Below are 21,997 nucleotides of genomic sequence, written 5' to 3'. Positions count from 1 at the left end.
ACCGCGATGCCTAAGGGGTACTCGGAGGACGGGCTGGTCGAGCAACCGACGCTGGCATTGCTGGCCGAGCTGGACTGGACGGTCCTCAACGCGTGGAGCGAGACGTTCGGCCCCACGGGGACGCTCGGCCGGGACTCGATGCACGACGTGCTGCTGGTCCACCGGCTCCGTGGCGCCCTCCGCGTGCTGAACCCTGAGGTTCCCGAGCCGGTGCTGGAGGAGGCGCTGGCGGCGCTGGCCCGTGATCGCTCCGTGATGGACCGCGTTCGGGCCAACCGCGAGGTCCACGCGCTACTGAAGGATGGGTACCGGGCCGAGTGGCTTGATGATCGTGGCGAGACCCGATTCGCCACGATCCGCTTCGTCGACTTTGGCGACTCGACCAAGAACGACTGGTTGGCAGCTTCGCAGGTGTGGTTCGCCGGTGACCTGCACCGGCGTCGAACTGATGTGGTGCTGTTCGTCAACGGCATCCCGCTGGTGTTGGCCGAGTTCAAGGAACCGAACCGACCGGCCAAGGCCGCCTTCGACGAGAACATCACCGACTATCGCGACACTATCCCCGCTCTGTTCGTGCCCAATGGATTCGTGCTCTGTTCCAATGGGTCAGAAGCCAAGATTGGGTCCACCTACGCGCCGTGGGAGTTCTTCGGAGACTGGAAGGTCGTTGACGCAGAGGGCACGAGGGGCATTGTGGCTCTCGAAACCGCAGTCCGTGGTACCTGCACCCACAGCCGTCTGCTGGACCTGATCGAGAACTTCGTCGCCTACATCGAGCGGCCAGGCGGCCTGATCAAGGTGGTGGCCCGCAACCACCAGTTCCTTGGGGTCAACGCGGCCGTCGAGAACCTGCGCCGTGTCCGGGCCGCCGGGGAGAAGCGGCTCGGGGTGTTTTGGCACACCCAGGGGTCCGGCAAGAGCCTGTCGATGCTGTGGTTTACCCAGAAGGTGTTGCGCCACATCCAGGGCGCGTGGACGTTCGTGATGGTCACCGACCGAACCGAGCTCGACGTACAGCTCCACGGCGAGTTTGCCGATGCTGGGGCCATCCCTGCCGGAGCCCCAGTCCATGCTTCCTCGGCCGTGCACCTGCGTGAGCTGCTCGCCGCCGATCATCGGTACGTGTTCACGCTGATCCACAAGTTCCGTCTCGACGCCAAAGCCGGCGAGACCACCATGCCGGTCCTGTCGGATCGCTCCGACGTCATCGTGATCACCGACGAGGCCCACCGCAGCCAGTACGACACGCTGGCGTTGAACATGCGCCGAGCGCTGCCGAACGCGGCATTCATGGGGTTCACCGGCACACCGCTAATGGAGGGCGAGGAACTCACGCGCCAGCAGTTCGGCGACTACGTGAGCATCTACAACTTTCGCGACGCCATCGAGGACGGCGCCACGGTCCCCCTCTACTACGAAAACCGCATCCCCGAGCTTCAGATCATCAATGAGGACTTCGCCGACGAGCTCGTCGACCTGTTGGAGGAAGCCGAACTCGACGAAAACGCCGAGGGGCAGCTCGCCCGTAGGTTCGGCCGCGAGTACACCCTGCTCACTCGCCCCGAACGTCTCCGCACCGTCGCCTGGGACCTCGTCCGGCACTTCGTGGGCCGGGGGTTCACCGGCAAGGCCATGTACGTCGGACTCGACAAGGCCGCAGCGGTCCGCATGTACGACTATGTCGAGAAAGCCTGGGCCGAGCACCTGGCTGAGTTGCGGGCGCAGCACGATGCGCTGCCTGAGCTGGAGCGGCCCTGGTTGGCCAGCCGGATCGAGCTGATGGAATCCACCGACATGGCGGTGGTGGTCTCGCAGTCCCAGAACGAGATCGCGCAGCTCGACAAGCTCGGCCTCGACATCAGGCCCCACCGGGCAAGGATGAACAAGGAGAACCTGGCCGAGAAGTTCAAGGCGGCCGACGACCGGTTGCGCCTGGTTTTCGTCTGTGCCATGTGGATGACTGGTTTCGATGCTCCCAGCGTGTCGACCATCTATCTCGATCGCCCGATGCGCAACCACACACTCATGCAGACCATCGCCCGCGCCAACCGGGTGTTTGCCGAGAAGGACAACGGGCTGATCGTCGACTACATCGGCGTCTTCCGGAACCTGGAGAAGGCACTCGCCATCTACGGCGCCGCCAATGAGGAGGACGGAGTCGACCGCCCGATCCGGGACGTCGATGCGCTTGTCGATGCACTCGGCGAAGCCATCGACGCGGTGATCAAGCTGTGCGCGTCCAACGGCGTCGACCTTCCCGCGCTGCGGGACGCCTCGGGTTTCACCCACATCGCGCTGCGTGATGCGGCCGTCGAGGCACTGCTCGTGGACGAGGACACGCGTACGGGGTTCCTCGCCGCCGCCCGGCAGGCCCGCAAGATCTTCAAGGCCCTGCTGCCAGACCCGGCCGCCGCCGTCCATCAGCGCACCGTGGCAGCCATCCGGGTGCTCGCCGAACGCATCGCGGACGTATCCCGGCCGCCGCAGGCCGACCTCGACCAGATCGCCGACGCCGTGGACGCCCTGCTCGACCGTTCCGTGGGGGCAGAGGAGTACGTCATCCGCGCCGCCGCCGAAGGCACCGAACCCGATGCGCTTATCGACCTGTCTCAGATCGACTTCGACGCGCTCGCCGCCAGCTTCGCCGGCCGCAAGCGAGCCGAGACCGATCGCCTCGCAGCGCTGCTCAAGCAGCGGGCTAATGCCGCTGCGACCCGGAATCCAACCCGCTACGACCTGGTCGAGCGCATCGAAGAGCTTATCGCCGAGTACAACGCCGGCAGCCTCAACATCGACGAATACCTGAAGAGGCTGATCGAACTCTCCGAGACCCTCAACGACGAGGAACAACGGGTCGTCGTCGAAGGGCTCAGCGAGGAGGAACTGGCGATCTTCGACCTGCTCACCAAGCCCGAGCCGGTTCTCACCGACGCAGAGCGGGAGAGTGTGAAGGCCGGCGCCAAGCACCTCCTCGCCCACCTGCACGACAAGCTCGTGCTCGACTGGCGCCGAAAGGCGGCAACAACGGCCGAGGTGCGTACCACCATCCTCGACGTGCTCGACGCCGAACTGCCCGCCGACCCGTATCCGCCCGAAGTGTTCGACGCCAAGGTCCAGGCGGTGTTCGATCACATCGCGACCGCGTACGGCGATGACGGCTCCAGCGTCTACGAGGGCCGTCACCGCCAGCCCGTGAACGCTGAGGCGGGAGCGGCCACGCTGCTCAAGGTTCCCACCAGCACGTCCGCGCTGACCGACCAAGTCGTGGAGCGGCTTCGCCACGACCCGCAGTTCGTGTCGCTGCTCGCGGATAAGCTCGGCCTCAGCGGCAAGCCCGAGCTGCGCAGCGTCGAGCAGCTCATCGAGAACGATGAGAGCTACGCCGTCGAGTTCAAGCCCACCGCCCGCTGGGATTTGCGGGAGAACCGGCCCAGCAAGGGAATAGAGGACGACATCGTCAAGACCGTGGCCGGGCTCCTCAACTCCGAAGGTGGAACACTTTTTATCGGTGTCGGGCCGGACGGCGAAGTCGTCGGCCTCGGTCATGACTATGCCCTGGTGCAGCCTCCGAACGGAGACGGCTTCGTCAACTGGCTGACAACCCACCTCATCGACGCCCTCGGCCACACCGCGGTCACCTTCATCCGGACGAGGATTAACCTCTACGCGGGTCAGGGGATTTGCCGGGTCGATGTCGCGGCATCCTCAACCCCCGTTCAGGCGAGGACCAGCAAGGCCGACTACTTCTTCGTCCGGATGAACAACTCCACCCGATCGCTCCTTGGAGCCGAAATCGACACCTACAAGCACACCCGCTGGCCCGCAGCGGCTGGCTCGTCAGTGATGCCAGGCTGACAGTCCGAACCCAAACCGGATGGCCCCTTACGGCAGATGCCGGCTTGGCCACCGCCATCGACTCCCTGTCGGACAAGCGTCGCCCCTGATTGTGCCACCGAGGCCGGAATGCCCGTTCGCAGCCGGAGGTTCGGGCCAGGCAGGCTGTAGTGGTGACTGTTCTACCTGGCCCACCACGGAGCAAGCTCAGCGAGGTGGGCACGTACGGCATCAGTGAAGGCGGTCTCCAGCGGCGCCAGCGACGAAAGGTCGAGGACTGTCGGCGGGATGTTCATAGCCAAATCTTCGGTGATCGGCGTCGCTTGCCATGCTTCGCGCATCGCACCCCCGGCGGCCCTGCGCAGTTCGCGCACGAGGGCGACGTACGCCTCGCCCACGCTGCTGGACTCGGCAGCGGTCCAGGCGGTGAAGTAGCTCAGTTTGCTTTGGATTTCCCGAGCGGTTTCCGACAGCCGGATACGCTCGGCGGCCGCGTCGTCATGGCGGCGCCGGCGGATCGCGTACGGCATCTCCTTGTACGCCGCGTATGCCTGGAACGCGCTTGCGAACAGATCACGTTGCCGGGCGCGTTCTTCCTCGCGGCTTTTGCGCCGCGCGGTCCACACCGTGATGCAGGCGGTCAGGACGGCCGCGAACACCGCTCCGGACAGTACGCCAGCCACCGCCAAGCTTGAGACCGCCTGCGGCTGCGGGGCCCGGGCGGGCGACACTGTGCCGACCGTCGCCACGATGGTCGGGCTGCTCGGCAGCGGGACCGGGGGAGCGGCGCTGGAGACGGCCGGCATGGGGCCGGCCGGTGCCGTCGGCGTTGGCGTAGGGGGCACACGTTCTCCTAACTGTCGTGGGGCGCTTCGTCGCCAACCCACTCGCCGGTGCGCCGCCACCATTCTTCCCGAACCAGATGCGCGACGACATGCCCGAGCAGCGCCGCAGGGCCGTCGCCGCGCAGCCACCGCTGCTCCGGGCCGTCGAACGGCAACCACATGCACAGCTCCCCGCCGTCATAGCGGTGCGGCGACTCACTGGGTCCGTTGACGAAGACCCTGGGGATCTCGGGCGAGCCCGCCGAGAACACGATGGTCGCCTGCCTCGGTTCGACACCCGGCGGGATCACGGTGCACTGCACCGCGTACCCGCCCCGGAACCGCCGCGGTGGGCGGACTGCCCGGACCGGCACGCCGGTGGCGGCGAGCTCGGCGGCGAACCGTAGCCGCGGAGCCGGCCTGGCGAACCAGGCCGGCTCCCGCCAGGGCCTCCGGTTCACCGCGGCGACCGGCCGCCGTACGCGCGGGTCGGGACTACCAGCGCCGCCGGCCCGGCGAGGCCCAGCGCCGTGGTGGGCACCGGTCGGCGCTGACGCAGCAGGTCGGCCGCGGCGGCCAGTCCTGTGTCGTTCGGGTCGTCGATGTACTTCCAGAACACCTTGTGCAGCGCCGCCTGCACCGCCACCTCGTCGGTGTCGTGCGCGAGGGCGTCGGCGACCGCGTCGGCGGCCTTGCGCAGCCGGGTCGCCACCACCGTGCGGTCGAGCAGCAACTTCAACGGGGCGGACACCCCGGCGGGGTCGGGAGTGGCGTACCCGCGGCTGATCCGGATGGCCGTGCGGTCGAGCACCGTGTGCAGGGCGGTCGGCACGCCCATGCCGGTGTCGACGAACTCCCACGCGAGCGCGGACAGGTGGAACGACGACATGCCCGGGTTGCTGTACTGCTTGTTCCAGGCCTTGAGGAGCCGGATCACGATGCGGCGGGTCTTGCGCAGCGAGGCCGGGCCGGCATTGAACAGCTCGACATGACGCTCGGGGTGCGAGGCCTCCCAGCGGTCCTTCTCCAGGTTCGGGATCCACAAGCCGTCACCGTCCCGGCGGGTCAGCGCCACGACCAAGTCGACCGTCGGGTCCTGGCCATCGACCGGGGCGTTGAATGACAGCTTCGGCCCTCGCTTCGAGGTGCCGCAGCGTGCGTGCGGGTACGTCTTGCGGACTTCCGGGCCTAGCAGCGCACACAGCTGCTCTGCCACCTTTGTTGGGGTTTCACCACCGCCCTCCGGACCGAGGTTGGGGTAGCAGCGGCGGTCGAGGACCAGCCCGCCGTCGCCGTCCGTGACCGGGTGGTTCATGGTGTGGTGTGCCAGTGACCCGCTGGCGTAGGTCCGGCGCGAGCCGGGCAGGCCCATGGCGAGGTCGCGGACCAGCTGCAGCCGGGCGCGGGCCTCCTTCAGCGGGACGTCGCTGGCGTCGATCTGGAGACGGACGGTGGACAGGAAATCGGCGGTGTGCCCCATATGGTGGCCCCCATTCCGGCGCTGCGTCGCGGCGCAGTGCGTCGTCGGCAGCACCCCGGCCGGGGTGCTGGAGGACCGTCCGTGGCCCTCATCCACTTCTGACGACGCATCCCGGGATCCGTCCAACCTGCCCACGAGGCGCAGGTCAGAGGCACTCCCGGCAGACCATCCCGCCGGCGGGGAACATCGCCAGCCCGTACGTCAACATGCACCGCTCGCAGCGCCGCTCCCGTCGTGACGTGCACGTGCAGTGTCCGGAGGGACAGCGCGGCTCACCGCAAATGCCGCAGCGGTCGGTCACCTCGAAGGAGTTGCCGCACACCTCGCACTCGGCCTCGGTCGGCTGACGCGGGGACGGCACGGCTGGCCGGGATGGGGAGAACGTCCGCCACGGGGCGTGGTCCGTCACCAGGACCGCGACCAGGTAGCCGTCGCACCACGCGGCCTGCCCGTAGAGCGGGTCGCTGTTGTGCCCGGAGCGGTAGCGGATCGTGGTGCTGTCGGCGGTGAACGCTACCCCGTCGGCGCGCCACGGGTCGCGCAATGCGGCGGCGACCAGCGCCGTCTGGGACTGGTCGCTGCCGCGAGCCGGCGGGTAGATGCCCTTCGCCGTGGCGAACGACACGGCGCCGTCGGCGTCGTAGAGCACGACCGCACCGAAGCTGGCAAGGTGTTCGGCCGCCCGGACGATGCACGCGGCTCGGGACGCGCTGGACTTGCGGTAGAGCGCGACGATGTCGCCGGCCGTGGGCGTTTGGTCGCCGAAGCAGCCGGACACCAGCGCGTCGGGCAGCAGCACCCGGGCGGCGAACAGGTCGCAGGCGTCGTCCTCGAACCGGTCGTCGGCGGCCGACAGGATCCCGGTGCCGAGATCTGTGTCGGTGTTCTGGAGATGGTGGCCGAGTTCGTGCAGCGCGGTGAACTGACGGCGGCCCGGTGAGGCCGACACGGCCACGCATAGCGTCGATGGCCGGGTTTCGTCGTCGTAGCTGCCCGCCACCGAGCACCCCCCGGCGGTCGGCGGGGTCTCATCGACCAGCCGCACCTGCACGTCCGGCCAGGTCTGCAGGTCGGCGAGCGCATCGACGCGCAGCCGGTCAAGTACGCCGGGCCGGCGCTGTTCCACCAGGTCCAGCATGGCCGTGACCTGCGTCTTCACGGCGGCCGATGTTGCCCTACTCGCCATGCTCGGCTCCGCTTGTCTCGGTTTCGGAGGCTGCGAGCCACTGGCCGATCCGTCTGCGCCAGTCCGGGGCGGCGCCGCCAGTCTGACGAAACGCCATCGCGAACGTTCCAGTCCCGGCTCGAAGCCGTGCGACGGCCTCTGAAACGCCCAGCCGACGGGCGATCGACCGCCACGCTGTCCGCCATCGCGGCTGCTCCAACTCCACCGCCAGGTCCGCAGGCAGCCCGCCCGTCGTCGCCATGATCTCGTCGGCGGCGTAGCCAAGCAGCTGAGCCAGGGCCTCGGCCTGCTGCGGCGTCACCGGCTGCTTACCCTGCACAATCTTCATCACGGTGGGCTGTGGGAGACCGAGGGCGGCGATCACGGCAGGTAGTCCCACACGAGCGGCAGCCGACTTGAGGTTCACGGCCTGCGCTGCTTGCACGGGGACCAGCGGCGCGGCTGCCAGCACCTCAAGATCGTCCGACAGGCTGGCACGGACCGTGATACTGCTGTCGAAAGGATCGACAGGCGGCCGTCCTCGACGGGTACCTGTAGGGGGTGTGCGGACCGTGCCGGCTGAAGTGTCGGCGCACCAGGCGGTGATGTCGACGGACCAGTTGTCGATGGCGCGGCTAAGCGTCCCGGTCGGAATCGAGGTAGTCAGCCCTGCCCATGCTGTGACCTCGACCGGAAGCGTTGTGCAGTCCGGGCTAACGAGGAGACTTTTCTCATCTTCCCCGGTCGGCTCGACCGACACCGGCACGACTTGCCAGTGCCGCCCCTCTGCAGCGAGGAGTAGTACCAGCTGCGAGACGTTGTCCCATTCGGCCTGCCACACCTGTCCGGTCGCTGGTTCGACCTCACAGGGATCGCCGAGCCGGTCACGCAGAGCCGCAGTGGTCAGTGTGCGGGGGACCTGTAGCGAGCCCGCGAGGCGGCGCAGGCGGTCAGGCAGCTCGGCCGTCACCATGGACCTCCTCCGGCGCTGGGGCATGCTCTACCAGGAACTGACGGCGCACCAGCCAGATTGTCCAACCTGCCTTGGCCAAACAAGCAGGCGGCGCTGTCGTGCCCCTGTAAGGCACCGATTAGCCGATACACAGCGCCAGCACCTCCCGCCCGACCTGTTCGGGGTCGTCACAGGCGCCAATGAGCTCCTGGATCAGGACCTTCAACTTCTTACTCTTGGTGTAGGCGGTGCTGCGCCCGCAGCCCAGATACGCCTGGACGGCCGAAACGTCGACGAGCAGGGGAAGCAGCTGCCGCTCCTCGGTCGTGAGCTGGGCGACAATGCTGGCTGCGAGGTCGATCTGCTCGAAAGCCTCAAGCTGAACCTGCCACGCTAGGTCCGGAGGCGGCTCGGTGGCGTGAACTGGGTTGCGCTCCTCATCGATCGCACGGGACTCCGGGTCCAGCGTCGCAGGGAAGCGCTGCACGATCACCCCTACGAGCTGATGCAGCTCGACACTCCGACCACCGGCGGCTTCAAGCGCCTCCCGCAATACGGCGGTCAAATCAGCAGCGTGGGCGATCGGAGGCCGCCGAGTCGGATCACTCCAGCGCACCGCTCGGGCAGGCACCCGGTAGGCAGCGGAGACTAGATCCTCGATGCGCCCGCCCCAGGGCGGCCCGACGGTGTTTGCCAAGCGCCACCGCCCCGCGCCCGGCTCGCCTTCAGCAACCATCTCGAACGTCGGGTCCTCGGCCAAGTGCTCTCGGAGTCGGCGCAGCACCGATCCGACGTCGGTCTTGCGGACCTGGTCGATTAGCCAGTGGTATACGATCTTGGACAGCAGCGGCTGCATGGACTCGTCGTCGGTTGCCCCTGTCAGGATCGCCGTGACCGTACGCTCCCAGCGTTGCTCGGCAAAGTCCTGCACGAAGTCAGTAACAAGATCGTCATTCATCCGCCGACTACCGTGCAGGATCGGAAGGCGTTTCAACTGTGTCCGCATGACCTTGGTCAGCAGTTCGAGGAAGTCGCTGCCGACCTGGCCATCACGCAGGCTCGCCAGGATGGAAACCCCGATCTCCCCTCATCGCTAGCCTTCGGTCGCTCGACGTCCTATAGCTCAGACCGTCTCGGTGACCACGATTACCGCATCAGCGGCATGTTTCCAGGGGGACACGCCGTTGTACGACTTCAGGCGGCAAGAAGACAGACACTTGCATGTAATGGTGTCGGTCCTCATGGGCTGAAGATCCAGAATTGTCGTTCCGGGCGCGCCAGGTCCAGTGCTGCTCCTGCCGAATTCTCGGGGACGCTGTGCCCTGTTCGCGCCATGGTCCGGCGGTGCCGGTGCCCAGCAGGCGATGGACCATGCGCAGGGGGCCCCGGCTCCGACTCGAACTCCCACCACAGCACCGTGCCCGTCTCGGTGCCGCCGGCGCGGCCGCCGCCAGGGCGGGGTGGCGCTTTACTGCGGGCATCCGGACGGGCAGATCACTCGCAGCGGTCCTCGGCGCCTCGGCCGTACGGCTCACAGCAGTCAGGGCGGTGCCAGTACACGCGCAGGTCGCGTCCGTGCCGGCGGTCGTACTCGCGCGTGATCTCGTACAGGCAGGCCTGCCAGACGACGGCCTCCCCGCCGCCGGGCACCACTTGGCCGTCACCGGGTCCGCCGCGTAGCAGCACGTCCACAGCCACGACCGTACGCAACCCACCTGCGCCGGGACGTGGCGTATGAATCTTCGACCCAAGCGGTACCCAGAGGAACCGATCTCAACGGCTGGTGTCACAGGTGGGTGAGTGGTGGTCGAGGGCGGTGTGGCGGGCGGCCGGCGCATGACGGTATGGACGGCGGCGGCGAGGGCGCGGCGGGGCTGCTCGCGTCACGTCGAGCAGGTCACTAGTGCGAGGTGCGGTCATCGCAGCCACCCCAGGAACCGGCGATGGAGTAGACCAGCGGGAGCCCAGCCCATGTCCTGGCTCGCAGCGACCATGCAGGAGCCCATGTACAGGGCGAGGGAGATGGGAGCGCGCTCGAACTCGGCTCGCAGCTCGTGGCGTCGTGTGCGGCAGGGCCATGGGGCACCGCACCCGGCGCAGGTCCAGATCGGCATAACCGGTCCGTGCGTGGTCATGACGCCTCATCGGGCCAGTGCCCTCGTCTGAGCGGAACCCGGTGTCTCGACCGGCAGGGCAGTCCACCGCCGCACCGGCGAACTGACCTGACCTTCCTCCGTGACCACACCGGCCGGTGTCTACGTTCCATGGCCAGGGTGTAGGAGACGATCTGATCAGCCGACATGATCTCTGACTGCCGCCGGCGAGTCTCCTGGAAGAAGGCCACGTCGCGCTCCTCCTGCTGGTGATTTCACGCTTCCGGCTACTGACAGCGCTTTTGGGGCCGCGCTTGGCTGGCCGTTCGCGCGCGGGCGTCGACCGGCGCGGAATCGCCCGACGGATATGGGCGCAGATATCCCTGTTCGCGCATCGCGATCTGCTTGGCTGACTGTGTGCCTCGCGGCCGGGTGCATCCCGGGCAGTTTAGGGATGCTCCGCAGGTGCGGCACCATTGCAGCGAGCGCTTGAACGTGAGCAGCCCGGCGAGGAATCCGAGCACAAGGGCTGCGCTGATGGCCGCGATCGAGGTCAGGTTCATGGCGCGCCTTTCAGGACGCCGGTGTCGGCATCGTTGAGTCGGTCCAACGCTGGGCGGGCGCAGCTGTGCCACCCGCAGACGGCGGGCGAGGTAGTGGTGTGGTATCGACGGACGTTCGGTGTGCCCGCGGGGCCGGTTGCGGCGCCTCTGCTGGACTGAAACCGCTCGGCAGGGCGTGGGTGGACAGCGGGTCACCGATGATGCGCAGCATCAGGCGGTTGCCGGTGAACCGGGTTCTGCCGTGGAGCCAGCGGTCGTTGAGCAGGATGTACCCGTGGCCCTCACGTAGGTCAACTGGAATGGCCTGCTGCTGAACAAGCGTGCGAAGCCGATCGATAGATGGCATGAGCATGGGCGCGAAGCGAGCAAGCTCGTCGAGGCGCAGCCGGAGGGTTATCCGGCCCTCGGTCGTCTGTTCAAAGATCGCGCCGAGGTTGCCGGATCCTCCGCCGAAGTACGCGGATCGGGGCTTGGACAGCGCCGCGAGCATGGCGGGTTCGGTGCGGGCGATCCCGTCGTAGAGGTCGCGTCCGTCCACGAGATGACTGCGTCCACCGGTCTGCGCCGGCCGAAGACATGCCAGCATCAGGACGCGCGGTGGCCGGCATACGGCCGCTCCTTCGGTGTGGGGCCAGAGCTCGCGGTCGGTGAAGCCCGTGAGGCTGGTTTTTCCGCCGTTGGACGCTGCCCGCTGGGCGATGGGGGTGACCCCGTCGGAGTCGCTGTCGCGGTGCGTGCGGATTCTGATCAATGACCGGGCCGCACAGAGCAGATCGTTCCGCTCGGCTCCGCCTTGGAAGAGTGTGATGCCGTGCGTGGTGAGGCCGCTCAGGATGCGAGCCGTGCTGTCCGGGTCGCGTAGGTCCACGTGGGGCAGGTCGTCAACGTCGCGCATCTGGTCACCTCTGGTGGATCGCGTTGTCGGCGTTCACCATGGCTGCACCTACCGGATGGATCAAGTGACGGATTGTCAATGCCGAGCCGCAGGATGTTGGGCCATGACCGTGCTACGTTCCGGACGGCCCAGGTCCTGCAACAGTGGAGGGAAACCGGCCGATGAGCTACCAGCCGCACCTGTTCCCTGTCTCCGTCAAGGGCGTCGTGGTCCGCGACGGCCGCGTGCTGTTGCTACGCAACGAGCGCGACGAGTGGGAGCTGCCGGGCGGGAAGCTCGATCTCGGCGAGGAACCGGCAGAGTGCGTGGCCCGGGAGATCGTTGAGGAGGTCGGCTGGGAGGTGACCTCCGGCCCGCTGCTGGACACTTGGCAGTACCACATCCTCGACGGCGTCGATGTCCTGATCATCACGTACGGCTGCCACGTGAGCACCGACGCCGAGCCGGTCGTCAGCCACGAGCACAAGGAAGTCGGCCTGTTCACCGAGGCCGAGGCCGCGGCGCTGCGCATGCCGGACGGGTACAAGAGGTCCATCGCGACCTGGTACGCCAAGCTCAGTACCCGAGTCACGTAGGCGGTCGACGATGCGGTGCGGCGGTTGCGGGGCGAAGGTCGGCCGCTGGAGCACGTCGCCGCTGTGCCCGGCTTGCCATGCCATCGCCGGTGCCGCCCTGCCAGTCCCTGGCCAGCGCCGTGGCGGCTCGGCCTTGTGGTTGTGGACCAGTGACACCGCACAGGCGGCGTTGGCCGGCGGCGATCTCGCGGTCATCATTCGCGCCTACCGGGTCGCGACTGGTGTGAGCCAGCGGCGTCTAGCGGAGTTGCTCGGCTACGACGCGACCTACATCTCGATGATCGAAACGGGGCGGCGGGAGATCAGCGATGTGGCGGCCCGGCTTCGGATCGCCCGCCACCTCGGCCTGCCTGCGCACACGCTCGGGGTAAGCGACCCCGACGACGCCGAGTTCACCGCCATGCTCCAGTTCGGCGAGTCGACCATCCGCCTCGCCGCGATCGCACGACAGTCCGGACACGGCGCCGACGCCGTCAACGAGCTCTGGCCGCTGGTCACGCGTCTCGAGAGCCGGGTCGCCGACGGGCACGTCGAGCGGGACGTGATGCTCCTGCTTGCCCGTGCCCGCGCCGAGCTCGGCGTCTCACTCGGCTACGTCCTGCCCGAGGAGCGACTTGTCAGTGCCGCCCGATGGACCGGCCGGGCGGTGTGGCTGGCCGAACACCTCAACGACCAGGACCTGCTCGCCTTCACCCTCCGAGTACACGGCAACGAGCTACGCAAGGTCGAACGGTACAACGCCGCCGTTGCCCGACTCCGCCGCTCAGTGGAACTTGCGCCTGATCCCGACCGAGGTGCCGCCCTGGTACAGCTCGCCCGAGCCGCCGGCGAACTCGGCGACCTCGCCCTGTTCGATCACGCCATCACCAGCGCGCGGCGACTGGTCGACGCCAAACCCGGCACAGGACTCACCAGCCTCCACGCCCTCCACGAAGTGCACCTGCGCGGGCTGGTCCACACACACCGACCCGACCTGGCCACCGACCTGCTCGATCGCCGCCGCATGTCCACCACCGCCATACCACCGCAATGGCAGGCGATCCTCCACGTCACCACCGGCGAAGTCCTCCTGGCCCGCGCCGACACATCCCAAGCCGAAACGGCGTTCCAGGCTGCCATCACCATCGCTGAGGAGCACCGCCTACCACACCAGATCCAGCGCACCTTCCGGGCCTGCACATCGCATCTCCCCGCTGTCGGAGAGCTCGCGCGCCAGGCGCTGGAAAGGCTCCGCATCCCCGAGACCAAGCCGGCCGGCAGCCAGGCCCCATAATCCGCATTGCGTTGGGCGCCGCGGCGATTTGCTGGTGAGCCGCCGACGGTGGTCAGCACGCCATCCAGGAGCAGCGCGGACAAGCCGTGTGCTGTGGCGGAGTAGACACCAGGTCGGCCGCACCTGGTTCGTTGACCCAACCGACCTCGGGTCCACTGCTGCGAGCCCGATCCGCTCGCCCGTACCAACAGGGCAAATCCCCGCCGTCGCGATCTAGGCAGACGCGCTATGGCCCCGCCAGAGCTCCTCCACGAGCGACCACACCTCGGTCATCCATGCAATCACTGCTGACCTCGGCCCATTATGGCCATCTACGCTTGGTTGACCCTGCGGGGCCAGCGGATGCCAATCGCCGTGCAGGTCCCCCTCATGAGGAACACCGAGCGACGAAGCCGGGTGGCGCGGGCGGCCACGGCAGCGGCGAAGTCGGCGAGGTCGAGGTCCGTCACGCCGGTGATGCTAGGGCCAGCACCGGCGTTGGGCTGATAGGGGCCTTGAGAAACACACACGGCACTGGTCACCCGCCTACCGCCTCGTTAGGGAACGTGTATGGCGCAATCAATGCCGCGGCGGCCGGTGCCCTGGGCCGCAGCCAGTCGCACCACTCCGACCGGTTACCGGGCCAAGTCCACCGAATCGACGTGCGCCACCAGCGCCAATCAACTCTTGGCCGAGGTTTGTCAGGCATTTTCCTTGTCGGGCAGGAGCTTGGAGCCTGTCAGGTACATGCGGAGGGCGGTGGCAGCCGCCACGGAGCTGACAAACTGCCAGTCCTTGGCCCTGTCGGGCCCGCCCAAGTCCGCGATACCCCGCAGGACCAACCACGGGACCCCTTCCTCGATGCATCCGGTCGCGAAGCCCGCGCCCTCCATCTCGGCGGCTCCGGTTCTTCGCGCCGGGCCGACGCGAGCCGCCCGGACTCGCATACTGCCGTCCTCGATGAGGTCGTCGGCGGCGATCACGGTCTTACGCAGAAGCCGCGGACGGTACTCCGCAGGGTCGAAGGTCTCCGGTATGCGGAGTGACGGTATCTGGGCGACCGCTCCGGCGATGTGCTCGGCGATCATCGGGTGCCAGCCTTGGCGCTCCGGAGAGAAGGTCGTCATCTCACGCCGTATCGACACGTCCGGCGTGAAGCTCGGCAGCTCGTGTTCATCTCCGTCCACGGTCACAATCTTCCGCCCATAGTCGATGACCTTGTCGGCGAACACCACATCACCGAGGCCGGCCTCTCTGTTCTGCCCTGCCGCCATACCGAGCAGGCAACACATCCGGACGGAGTACACCGAGAGAACGGTGTGCAGGAAGGCCGCCATCTGGGAGTTGCCGGCGTCTCCACACGTGGTCAACATTCCCTTCAGCGGCCGCCTCCCCGGGCGCTCCACCTGAACTTCGTAGAACGGCGCGCCTCGCCAGTCGTGGTCGGATTCGCGCATCAGGTCGACACCGAACGCCACCTTTGCGGCATCGAACTCTACGGGCTTGACGGTGACGACGGCGAAGTCGACCGCTCCTCGCAGGACCGAAAGCTCATCGAGGAGCCCGAAGATTTCGTGCTGCTCGGACGCACCGCCCACTCTTCGCGCACCGACGGTGGCGGCTGCATGCAGAAGGACACGCCGCCGGAAGCGTGGATCCATCCGACTCACCGACCATACGAGATCATCAAGCATGATCGACAGCACGTCGTCATCCCCTTCGTCCCGCAGCAGAGAGAGCAGAGCGAGAACGTCTTTCTCATTCGGGTTGCGACTCACCGCCGCACCGCCGATATCGATTCCGCCCACGTCCTCGGGCCGGGCACTACCGACGAGACTTCCAACTTTTCGCGTGGCTGCCATGAGTAAAGTGAGTGCCAGCTCCGTTTGTCTTGCGGAGCGAAGTCCACGAGCACACAGACCGCCGTCACGGAAAGGCCCTTCCCCTTTGCGATGGTTTCCATCGCTCGCATGGTGTGGCCATCGCGGACGAAGTCATCGACCAGAACGACCTCCCTGCGCGCCACCGACGCGAGTTCCTGACACCAGGGAAGAGCGTCGTCGAAAACGTCCGTCGCAGGCGTGCCGCTTGCAACGCTCTCGATCGTGTCGCGAGGAATGCGGACGACTCTGGCCCCACTCCAGAGCGACAGGAGTTGGGAGACCTTGCCGGAACCCCGTTCACCCTCGGGACAGACCAGCAACATGTCCTGCCCCACGGTTCTGCTCCGCTTTTGGATCGACATCCACAGCTTGTAAGCCAGCCAGTTGCCATAGAGTTCAAGCATCCGGGGTAGGTTGGGAACGACAGGTAATCCGCCCCTGCGCGGTTCGGGCACGTTGTCCTCTGGCTTTGTCCCGCACAGCCGCACTAGATCCCAGAACTCCCCCGTCGTGAGTGAATCGGTCAGCTCGGCATACCGCTTGGTCTCTCCGAAGACGGCAAGCCGGCAGGATCGTTCGGATTCCATTAGTTGCCGCACCGAGAGGAAGTAGTCGACCGTGTACGTCCTGCCGCCAGGACCCGCGATCCGACGGCTGCCATGCCGGGGCTCGCCTCCGTCCGCGCAGAGAACGGCGAGGATCGTCAACTGGTGAGGACCAAGTCGCTCCTCCAGAGTCCCGATCTTTCGTATCAGTGACTCGCCTCCGTGCAGGAGGGGAACCACGAGCAGTACCGAGCGACGCTGGAAGGCACTCACGTCGCGACTCGGGTCACTCCACTCGTCCACGGAGAGGATCGGTAGGTCGTCAGCCCGGATGCAGGTGCCACGCAGCGGCTCGGTCAGCCAACTTGAGGCCGATTCATGGTATGCGATGAGATCTGGGCGCCGGGCTGAATCGCCCACACCGATGTAGGCGTCGAGGAGTTCGCCGAGTTCGTCTGCAGCCTTCTGCGCGTCGAAGTAGTGACGGAGCACTCGGGTCTCCCCATCGAAGGCGTGCGGACGGAACCAGCCGAGCCGAGTAATCAGCTTCCGCTCGAAGCGGTCGATCGGGGCCGTTCGCAGCAACGCCAACGCAGACTGATAGTCGTCGTCGTCGATTTCGATCCACGACGATCGACCGTCGTCCGAAAGCAGAACGACCTTGCCCGACTCCAGGTACGACCCGAGCACCCGGCGCAGATCGTCGGAGTTCATCTGCTGGACTGGCAGCAACACTACAAGCCGGCGCGAGTTCCATGTGCCCGAAGCGAAGGTGGTCACGATCGCGGAGCAGATGTGGCCGACGGCCTTTGGCCGCAAGAACAACTCGGTGTTGATCTTCCTCGTACTGACCGACAGGTCCAGAATGCCGAGGTGCACGTCCGACGGAACGTCTTCGAGCGCTTGGAAGAGAGGCGCGTAGACGGATGCTTCGTCGGTGAGCGCGCTGGTCGCCTCCACCGTACGAAAGGGGCTGGTACTGGCCGTATAGGTCACACCACCGCCCATGACAAGGGCCGCGACCCGCTCGTAGAACGTCAGGCCCTGTTGACTGGGGTCCTCCCCGGAGCCGAGACCGAATCGGACCAAGCCGAAGCTACCGCGTGGCATGTCCGAGGCGCGCTTCCACGCGTCGTGTTCCGCTTCGTTCCTGAAAGGGAATCGTCAGGACGAGCAGGCTGCCAGGGAACGGGTGAATCTTGGACCATCGAAGAACGGGGAGCTCTCTTGCCTCATGCTCCTCCGCCCCGGCTCGCGGCGCGTCGAGCACCATTCGCAGACCACTCTGGTAGAGGTCGATACGTCCCCGGAAGGTGAGCGTCACTGCCTCGGCGAGCACGGTGAGCGGGGCCTCAACCGCCTCTCCGGAGGTTTCATAGCGAATTTCAGGCATTGGGGCGCCCCTCGTGTCAGTCGCCATAGCCAGCATCTCCGACGCCAATGCCGCCAACGAGGCATGCGTCCTTTCGGCCTGTGTTTCCCACCAAACCGAGATCTGGAGGCATGGCCCGAACTGGCTCCGGAGTCCGTAATGCGCGGCGACGAGCGCGGCACGTACACCATTCGACGTGGACGCCGCCATCAGGGCCTCGAGCACGATGGAACGAGCGACCTTTCCGCCGGAGTCCGCTAGATCCCGGTCCAATGCGGAGAGGACGTGCTTGGAGAGCCAGCGATGGGCGTACTGGACAGCTTCCACGTGCCGGCTTCGCTCGCCTAGTGTTAGCGTTTCCAACGGGAACTGGTTCGGCGGCAAGGTGGGCCGGACACTTGTCAGTGCCGACATGACGGAGGGCGTCGGTGACGCGAGCCGGAACAAGCTGTCGGGGGCAAGGACCTCGGAGAGGGGCTTCCCGAGAGCCTCCGCTAGTGCACCGGGAAAGCTGAAGCTGCGCAGGAAGTCCATCTGCTGAGTAGCGGCCGGTAGTCGCACAGACGTCCGCAGGTGGCCGTGCCGGCCCCGCTCGCGCAGCCGTGCCAGCAGGTAGACGAGACCGGCGGCGTCAATGAATCGAGACCTGGACAGGTCCAATCGGCAGTGAGACTCCGTGCTCCATGCCAGACCCTCGCAGTCCCACACTTGCTGCAAGTGGTCCACTGTCGCGTCGCCGGCGACCGCCACCACGTGGCTCCAGTTCGATGCCTCCTGCTGCACCTCGACTCTGCGGTGCAATGCAGTCAGAATCGTCCGGATCAATCCGCTTTCGATCACGGGTGTCATCACTCGGGCGGCCCCGAGAGCAAGTCTATCCATCCCTGGTGCGTGGTACGCGGTCAGAGGGCCCGCCGGCTTGCCGTTCATCGATCTACCACCCCACGGCATGACTCGAGATCGGAACTCGTCCACGTCGGCGACACTACACACGCGCACCGTTCCAAGGGGAGCGTGACACGGGTAACGTAGCAGCGTCGTCACGGCATGTGAAGCGCCTGGGACAGGTACGGTCCGCTCTACTTGCGACAGTGACCGGAAGGCTGACGGGCCTTAGCAAGTCACCCCCTAGCACCCCGCCCATTAGGGTGGCGGCAGGGATGCAACGCATAGCAGGTGCTCAATGACCCCGGCGGCGAGGAGATCGACTGTGAGCGCAGAAATCACGTCCGGTGCGCTACTCGTGGCCGAGTACGACCGGCTGAAAGAGGAACAAAAGACGCGAATCGGATTCCGCGACAACCTGCTCTACGCCACACTGGGCTCGATGGCCGCCGTGGTAGCGGCCGCATTGCAGAATCCCGGTCGGCCCTACCTGCTGCTTCTGCTGCCCCCCGTGTCTGTCGTGCTGGGTTGGACATACCTAGTGAACGACGAGAAGGTCTCGGCGATCAGCCACTACATCAGGGACACGCTCATTCCCGCACTCGAGTCGATGACCGCGACGACCGCGCCTGTCTTCGGATGGGAGTTCGCCCACCGCGCGGATCCACGCCGCAGAACTCGGAAGCTCCTCCAACTGATTGTCGATCTCATAGCGTTCTTCCTGGCACCGGTCGCCGCGATCATCGTCGTTTGGACGTCCGCCAAGGCATCGGCCTGGTCCGTGGCGATCTCCGCGGTCGAGGTCGTCGCGGTGACCGTGCTCGGCGCGCAGATGATCGCCTATGCAGAGCTTCGTCCACGTGGTCGTATGTGCGACTCTGGCGCTCCCAGGGACCGACCTAGGAACTCGACCGCCGAAGAGGTCACCGAGCGGAAAGCTCTGGTCAACCATCCCCGGTGAGATCGGAGTTCCGGAGAGTAGAACCCCGACGATGCCTTGAGGATGAAGCGCAGCGACCAAGGAGCGTCAGGCCCACGGTGACAGCGTCACGGGGGTGACGGCGAGTACGAGGCCAGCGAAGGCCCTCGCCCGGCTCGCTACAAATGGGTCCGCATCTCGCTACTGGCTATCAATCGGTTAATCGACCAGCTCTGCTGCACATCGGTTGGCAGCACGTGGTGGGTGACGACGACCGTCTGAAAGCCCGTCGTGCGCTCGGCGAGCAGCTGGAACATCCGGTGGGCGTGGATTGGATGGAAAGAGTCCATGAACTCGTCGATGAGCAGCCTCCCCGGCCACGCGGCGCAGCGTCGCCACGACCAGGTCCATCGCGTCGACGTCCGCGCCGGCGACCGTGAGCCGCTGCTCGGGGGACTGCCGTGGGGCGGGGATGAACCGCTCCGGCTGGCCGGCCGCGCCCTGCCACGCCTGATGGCCAGTCAGCATCGTCCCGTCGGCGGACAGCAGAACCGCGCTCGGCAACGCTGGCTCACCGTCGAACATCAGCGGCGCCCACGTGCCGTCAGGCCACGCCACTACCGCGGTGGTGCTGGCGCTGCCGCAGTCGATCGCCAGCCGCGCCTCCCCCGCTCGCATAGAGATGAGTCAAACACGAGGATCACCTTCACGTCACCCATGAATCACTCACCGCAAGGAGCATCGGCGCGTTATCCACAGGGCTGCGGAGGTTGTCCACAGCCTGTGTTCCGGCCCTGGCGCGCGACGGGCTGGGCGGCGAAGCCCGGGCAGGTCGGCGAGGCACCGCTCGGCTCCCGGCCACGGCCGCGTGAGGTGGAGCAGCGCCGGCCGCAGGGTGCACCGGCGGCCGGTCACTCCAACCGAGGGTTCACTCGCGGGACCAGCAATGTACGCGCTGCTGATCGCGTTAGTAAGATGCGAATGGCGATGCAAGCGATGTATCGAGCGCCGTCCCAGTACGTCACGGCGCCGCATACGTTGGTGCCTGATCGCACCCACCGCTGCGCCCCCCAGGTCTCGCCTTCGGAATTGTCCTTTGAGAAGTAAAGCCGTCGCCCCAGGCCTCGACCTTGCTGATGGCGTCGCGGCCGAGCCCGGCCCGGTACGCGTTCACCCAGCCCACCCATTGAGTGCGGTTGTCGAAGTTCTTCGAACCAGTAGTGGCTCGTATGCGGGCGCCGCGCCCGTAACCGGAGGTTCCCGTCCAGTTGCAGCCGGATACCCACTGGTCGGCGTATGCGGGACGGGCTCCCACACCATTCTTGCTTTCAGGCACCGCGAGGGCACCAAGCGCAACCGGCGACGGCGAGCGACACCGCCGACCGAGTTTCACCCACCTGTGGGTGGCCCCGCCAGGGGCCATGGGTTTCTTGGTTGGCATCGGCGTTCCAGATAGTAGGACACGGGTCCGCCCGCCGTCTTGATCAGATCAGAACATCACACTGCCGCACCACAACCCTCCACTGGCCAGACGCCCTCTCACTCATTTAGAACCGTCCAGCGCGGTCACGCCGGGCCGTAGCGACGCATTCCGTCGGCGTCGGTGGCCTTCAGCCGCCCCTGCGCCACAAGGAGGTCGAGGTGGGCGGCCGTCTCGGCGACGGCGAGCATCTGGTTGAACAGGTCCAGGTCGCCGAAGGACCGCTCGCGCCTGGTCCAGGTCAGCCGACCCGCCACCTCGTATGCGGTCATTCCGTCCTGCACGACCCCGCAAGCATGGTCCAGCCGCTCGGCGTGATGGTGCAGGAGCTCGTCGACACGCGCATGGACGCTCGGGCCGACCGGGCCGTGCGCCGGCAGCAGCCGCTGGTCAGGCAGCGACCGGACCAGGCGCAACGAATCCAGATAGTCCCCCAGCGGCAGCACCGCGGGCACCGACTCGAAGCCGATGGACGGCGTGATTTGGGGCAGAACGTGGTCGCCAGCGAACATCAGCTGTGCATCGTGATCGATGAAGACGACGTGCCCACGGGTATGCCCAGGGGTTGCCACTACCCGAAGTGTCCTGGTCGGTAACGCCACGTCGGTCCCACCGGCCAGCCAGTCATCCGGCCCCGTCCAGTCCGCCGGATCGTGCGGCACCAGTTCGGCCCGCGCGCGGAGCGCTTCGACGATCTCGCCCGCGCCGTGTCGAACCAGCGCCTGCCAGTGTTCGGTCATCGGTCGGTGGCTGGGAGTGGACAGCGCGAGGATGGCTGGCCGCTCGCCCTCGCCGAGGCTCACCGTCGTGCCGAACTCTCGCCGTACCGCCACCGCCATCGCATAATGGTCCCGGTGCACGTGCGTCACGAGAAAGCGCTGCACGTCCTCTACACCCGCGTCCAAGGCTGCCAGCGCTGCATCCAGCGCCTGTCTGGCCTCGGTGATGGCCCAGCCGGAATCGATCAGCACAAGACCGCCGTCGGCCGTCAGGGCGTACACGTTTACCGATCGCAGACCGTCGTGCGGTAAGGGCAAGGGAATGCGGTAGACCCCGGCGGCCACCTCGAACACGCCCGGGCGCGTCCAGTCTGACGTCACGTCATCGGTCTCGACCTGCATTGCTGCTGCGCCTGCCATCCGTCGTCCTCCGCCCAGAGCATGATCGATACGACTGTGTCACTTGCGCTTGCGGATCTCCTCGGCGGCCTGCGGGACGACCTTGAACAGGTCGCCGACCACGCCGAAGTCGGCCAGCTCGAAGATCGGCGCCTCGGCGTC

The 21,997-nt window shown here is 66.8% G+C and carries 18 protein-coding genes and 1 pseudogene; 4 read left to right on the top strand and 15 right to left on the bottom strand.

The window, feature by feature from the left end; genetic code table 11:
* Positions 1–6 precede the first annotated feature (6 nt).
* The gene (locus ACFYOS_RS28375) at positions 7–3,855 is read left to right on the top strand and encodes an HsdR family type I site-specific deoxyribonuclease (RefSeq protein ID WP_387148059.1); all 3,849 of its coding nucleotides are present in this window, start codon (positions 7–9) and stop codon (positions 3,853–3,855) included.
* A gap of 161 nt (positions 3,856–4,016) precedes the next feature.
* Here ACFYOS_RS28375 and ACFYOS_RS28370 read toward each other — a convergent pair whose 3' ends face one another.
* The 8 genes from ACFYOS_RS28370 to ACFYOS_RS28335 form a co-directional block, all read right to left on the bottom strand.
* The gene (locus ACFYOS_RS28370; protein ID WP_387148056.1) at positions 4,017–4,493 is read right to left on the bottom strand and encodes a hypothetical protein; all 477 of its coding nucleotides are present in this window, start codon (positions 4,491–4,493) and stop codon (positions 4,017–4,019) included.
* Between the two features lie 194 nt (positions 4,494–4,687).
* Positions 4,688–5,119 carry a hypothetical protein gene (locus ACFYOS_RS28365; protein ID WP_387148053.1) on the bottom strand — a complete coding sequence of 144 codons (432 nt, stop codon included), beginning with the start codon at positions 5,117–5,119 and terminating at the stop codon, positions 4,688–4,690.
* Positions 5,116–6,138, bottom strand: a complete 1,023-nt coding sequence (locus ACFYOS_RS28360; RefSeq protein ID WP_387148050.1) for a hypothetical protein — start codon at positions 6,136–6,138, stop codon at positions 5,116–5,118. The genes ACFYOS_RS28365 and ACFYOS_RS28360 overlap by 4 nt, the downstream gene beginning before the upstream one ends.
* A gap of 145 nt (positions 6,139–6,283) precedes the next feature.
* On the bottom strand, positions 6,284–7,297 hold the full coding sequence (locus ACFYOS_RS28355) for an ImmA/IrrE family metallo-endopeptidase (protein WP_387148047.1): 1,014 nt from the start codon (positions 7,295–7,297) through the stop codon (positions 6,284–6,286).
* Positions 7,298–7,313: 16 nt separating this feature from the next.
* The gene (locus ACFYOS_RS28350) at positions 7,314–8,276 is read right to left on the bottom strand and encodes a hypothetical protein (protein ID WP_387148045.1); all 963 of its coding nucleotides are present in this window, start codon (positions 8,274–8,276) and stop codon (positions 7,314–7,316) included.
* 118 nt (positions 8,277–8,394) lie between these two features.
* Positions 8,395–9,213: a hypothetical protein gene (locus ACFYOS_RS28345; protein ID WP_387148042.1), complete on the bottom strand. Its 819-nt coding sequence runs from the start codon at positions 9,211–9,213 to the stop codon at positions 8,395–8,397.
* 536 nt (positions 9,214–9,749) lie between these two features.
* Positions 9,750–9,947 carry a hypothetical protein gene (locus ACFYOS_RS28340; protein WP_387148197.1) on the bottom strand — a complete coding sequence of 66 codons (198 nt, stop codon included), beginning with the start codon at positions 9,945–9,947 and terminating at the stop codon, positions 9,750–9,752.
* 974 nt (positions 9,948–10,921) lie between these two features.
* Positions 10,922–11,806, bottom strand: coding sequence for a TauD/TfdA family dioxygenase (locus tag ACFYOS_RS28335; protein ID WP_387148039.1), 885 nt, complete (start codon positions 11,804–11,806; stop codon positions 10,922–10,924).
* A gap of 161 nt (positions 11,807–11,967) precedes the next feature.
* On the opposite strand from ACFYOS_RS28335, the gene ACFYOS_RS28330 reads away from it, so the two are divergent.
* The gene (locus ACFYOS_RS28330) at positions 11,968–12,381 is read left to right on the top strand and encodes an NUDIX domain-containing protein (RefSeq protein ID WP_387148037.1); all 414 of its coding nucleotides are present in this window, start codon (positions 11,968–11,970) and stop codon (positions 12,379–12,381) included.
* 10 nt (positions 12,382–12,391) lie between these two features.
* Positions 12,392–13,654 (top strand): helix-turn-helix domain-containing protein, encoded by a 1,263-nt coding sequence (locus tag ACFYOS_RS28325; protein ID WP_387148035.1) that lies wholly within the window; start codon positions 12,392–12,394, stop codon positions 13,652–13,654.
* A gap of 311 nt (positions 13,655–13,965) precedes the next feature.
* Here ACFYOS_RS28325 and ACFYOS_RS28320 read toward each other — a convergent pair whose 3' ends face one another.
* The 4 genes from ACFYOS_RS28320 to ACFYOS_RS28305 all read right to left on the bottom strand — a co-directional run bounded on the left by ACFYOS_RS28320 (position 13,966) and on the right by ACFYOS_RS28305 (position 18,273).
* The gene (locus ACFYOS_RS28320; RefSeq protein ID WP_387148032.1) at positions 13,966–14,103 is read right to left on the bottom strand and encodes a hypothetical protein; all 138 of its coding nucleotides are present in this window, start codon (positions 14,101–14,103) and stop codon (positions 13,966–13,968) included.
* A gap of 231 nt (positions 14,104–14,334) precedes the next feature.
* Positions 14,335–15,441 carry a hypothetical protein gene (locus ACFYOS_RS28315; protein ID WP_387148029.1) on the bottom strand — a complete coding sequence of 369 codons (1,107 nt, stop codon included), beginning with the start codon at positions 15,439–15,441 and terminating at the stop codon, positions 14,335–14,337.
* Positions 15,408–17,021, bottom strand: a complete 1,614-nt coding sequence (locus ACFYOS_RS28310; protein WP_387148026.1) for a phosphoribosyltransferase — start codon at positions 17,019–17,021, stop codon at positions 15,408–15,410. The genes ACFYOS_RS28315 and ACFYOS_RS28310 overlap by 34 nt, the downstream gene beginning before the upstream one ends.
* Before the next feature lie 136 nt (positions 17,022–17,157).
* Positions 17,158–18,273 (bottom strand): hypothetical protein, encoded by a 1,116-nt coding sequence (locus tag ACFYOS_RS28305; protein WP_387148022.1) that lies wholly within the window; start codon positions 18,271–18,273, stop codon positions 17,158–17,160.
* A gap of 370 nt (positions 18,274–18,643) precedes the next feature.
* On the opposite strand from ACFYOS_RS28305, the gene ACFYOS_RS28300 reads away from it, so the two are divergent.
* Positions 18,644–19,279 carry a hypothetical protein gene (locus tag ACFYOS_RS28300; RefSeq protein WP_387148019.1) on the top strand — a complete coding sequence of 212 codons (636 nt, stop codon included), beginning with the start codon at positions 18,644–18,646 and terminating at the stop codon, positions 19,277–19,279.
* Between the two features lie 137 nt (positions 19,280–19,416).
* Here ACFYOS_RS28300 and ACFYOS_RS28295 read toward each other — a convergent pair whose 3' ends face one another.
* The 3 genes and pseudogenes from ACFYOS_RS28295 to ACFYOS_RS28285 all read right to left on the bottom strand — a co-directional run.
* Positions 19,417–19,554, bottom strand: coding sequence for a hypothetical protein (locus ACFYOS_RS28295; RefSeq protein ID WP_387148016.1), 138 nt, complete (start codon positions 19,552–19,554; stop codon positions 19,417–19,419).
* 1,249 nt (positions 19,555–20,803) lie between these two features.
* Positions 20,804–21,838, bottom strand: coding sequence for an MBL fold metallo-hydrolase (locus ACFYOS_RS28290; protein ID WP_387148013.1), 1,035 nt, complete (start codon positions 21,836–21,838; stop codon positions 20,804–20,806).
* Positions 21,839–21,895: 57 nt separating this feature from the next.
* Positions 21,896–21,997: pseudogene (locus tag ACFYOS_RS28285) on the bottom strand (electron transfer flavoprotein subunit alpha/FixB family protein); the annotation flags it as partial.

Source organism: Micromonospora sp. NPDC005806, assembly GCF_042871425.1.
In the GTDB taxonomy this organism is placed as follows: domain Bacteria; phylum Actinomycetota; class Actinomycetes; order Mycobacteriales; family Micromonosporaceae; genus Micromonospora.
Note: the sequence above shows the minus strand (reverse complement) of the source record. Positions and strands in the feature narration are given on the sequence as shown.